We start from the raw sequence: 2639 nt of genomic DNA on the forward strand, positions 1-2639 counted from the left end.
ATCAGAAATAGAATTTATTATGTTTAGGTTGACCTATTTATATACTAGCACTACATTTAAATCACCTCAATTTATTTTTCACACTATAATTATACCTATATTAAATAGATTGTCAAATATTTTAATTAGTATTTGTTATATTTATTTGTGTATTATATTCAACCTTTTCATCTTGAAATTCATTAAATGGTAAGCTCTTATTTAAATCTTCTTCATTAATTTCTTCAAATTCTTCTAAGCTATATAATTTCATATCTTCATTTCTGAACTTAAGCTTCCAATCATTATTTTCTTTTTTAAAAGTATACATTCTATTAAGGTAAATCTTCTTAGTTAATCCTGTGGCTTCCACATCTTTTAATTCAGTATCTATTTCTTTTAATTTTTCAATATCAAATGTTATTATTTTTCTTGCAAATACCACATTTTCTTCTTTTCCTGATACGTCATATGGCTTTGAAATCTTAAGTATTACTTCATTTGATTCATCTTGATATTCAAAATTCCTAGGACCATATTTTTTAAATTCTTCTTTATGTTCTTTAAATTCTTCATCAGATATTCCCTTTAAATCTCCTACAGTTACAGTATCATCATTAACTCGTGGGGCAAAATAAATCGTAATATTATCAAGGAAATTATTATTATAATCATCTGGCATTATATCTTTTGTGTTTTCAATATACTCTTCATAATTTATTTTAAGATTCATGATTTTGTATTCATTTATTTCTAATCTTTCTACCTTTTCTACCAAATCTTCTTTTTTAGAAATATCATTATTACATCCTGACAATATTATTAATACTATAAATAATATTATAAATATTCTTTTCATATAAGCTCCCCCTTTTTAAAATAACCTTTCATATAGAATATTCTATATGAAAGGTTATTTTCCTTTATTTTAGCTCATTTAATTTTATCATACTACAATATATTCATTATCTCTTTTATACTGTCTATTGTAATATCAGCATCATTTAATTCTCCGGGTTGTTGAAAGCCATAGTTACATCCTATGGTTAAGATTTCATTTTTCTTTCCTGCTTCTATATCTTGAAACCTATCTCCTATTATTACCATGCCTTGAGGATATTTATGCTTTAGCTTTGATAATATTTTATGCTTAGGAATATATCCATATTCTTCAGAACAAGCCATTTTTTCAAAATAATCACCTAATTTAAATTTGTCCTTAGCCATATCTCTATAGCTTATACTACAATTACTAAGAAAAATTAAATGGTATCCTTTTTGCTTTAAATATTTAAGAGTATCTAATGCATCATCATAAAGCACTGATTTCCCTGCTCTTATTTGGCTAAGCATTTCTCTTCCTATGATCTTACTTGCTTTATCTCTAATATGAGGGTCCAGACTTGGCATGAAATTTTTCCACATAGCTTTACTATTAAATCCTAGCCAATATGAAATTTCACTATCATTCCATACCTTATATGGACTTACTCCTTCTTCTACTAGATATTTATATGCTTTTCTAAAAGCAGGACCATAAATTTTTATACTATTATGGATTGTTCCATCATAATCTATGAATATTGTTTTTACATTTTCAAACATAATAAATCTAACCTATATTTCTTTTAATAAGTTTGCCATCTCTATAGCTGTAATAGCTGCATCAGAACCTTTATTTCCAGCTTTTGTTCCAGCTCTTTCTATAGCCTGTTCAATTGTATCTGTTGTAAGTACTCCAAATATAACTGGCAATTCTGTTTCTAATGATACATTTGCAATACCCTTTGATACCTCGCTTGATACATAATCAAAATGTGGTGTAGCCCCTCTAATTACAGCACCTAAACATATAACTCCATTATATTTTTTTGATTTTGCTAATTTTTTAGCAATTAAAGGCATTTCAAAAGCCCCAGGCGTCCAAATTATTTCTATATCATCATCTTCTACCCCATGACGTTTAAAATTATCTATAGCTCCAGATAATAATTTACTTCCTATAAACTCGTTAAACCTACCAATCACTATTGCAAATTTCAATCCTTTAGCAATTAATTTTCCTTCATATGTTTTCATCTAAATTTCCTCCTTAAAATTTAAAATATGTCCCATTTTTCTCTTTTTAGTTTTTAAATAGTATTCATTTCTTTCATTATGATTCATTTGAATAGGTACTCTTTTAACGACTTCAATACCATATCCTGTTATTCCAGATAATTTTTTAGGATTATTGGTCATTAGCTTCACCTTTTTAACACCTAAATCTGATAATATTTGTGCTCCTATTCCATAGTCTCTCATATCCTCTGGAAATCCTAAAGCTAAGTTCGCTTCTACTGTATCCATTCCTTGATCTTGCAAAGCATAAGCTTTAATTTTATTAATAAGACCAATACCTCTTCCTTCTTGACGCATGTATAATAATATCCCTTTACCACTTTTTTTAATTTCATTCATAGCTGCAGAAAATTGCTCTCCACAGTCACATCTAAGAGAAGCAAATGCATCTCCTGTTAAACATTCTGAATGAACCCTTGCCAGTACAGGAGCACCATCTGAAACATCTCCTTTAACTAAAGCTACATGATGCTCTCCATTTATTTTGTGTCAAGCACTTCTGAAAATGTCTGATAAAAGTTAAAAGATTAGCACCGACT

At 28.1% G+C, this 2639-nt stretch carries 3 protein-coding genes and 1 pseudogene; all 4 read right to left on the bottom strand.

Translation table 11 applies throughout. From position 1 onward, the window contains the following. Positions 1-121 precede the first annotated feature (121 nt). Entirely contained in the window at positions 122-838 is a 717-nt protein-coding gene (locus tag ACTHUW_RS12685; RefSeq protein ID WP_442196873.1) for a hypothetical protein, read from the bottom strand. 92 nt (positions 839-930) lie between these two features. Continuing rightward, positions 931-1584: an HAD family hydrolase gene (locus ACTHUW_RS12690; RefSeq protein ID WP_442196872.1), complete on the bottom strand. Its 654-nt coding sequence runs from the start codon at positions 1582-1584 to the stop codon at positions 931-933. Positions 1585-1596: 12 nt separating this feature from the next. Then, positions 1597-2058, bottom strand: a complete 462-nt coding sequence (ribH, locus tag ACTHUW_RS12695) for a 6,7-dimethyl-8-ribityllumazine synthase (RefSeq protein WP_442196871.1) — start codon at positions 2056-2058, stop codon at positions 1597-1599. Continuing rightward, positions 2059-2583 (bottom strand): annotated as a pseudogene (gene ribA, locus ACTHUW_RS12700) (GTP cyclohydrolase II); the annotation flags it as partial. Positions 2584-2639 lie beyond the last annotated feature (56 nt).

This window comes from Senegalia sp. (in: firmicutes), assembly GCF_052088025.1.
In the GTDB taxonomy this organism is placed as follows: domain Bacteria; phylum Bacillota; class Clostridia; order Tissierellales; family SIT17; genus Anaeromonas.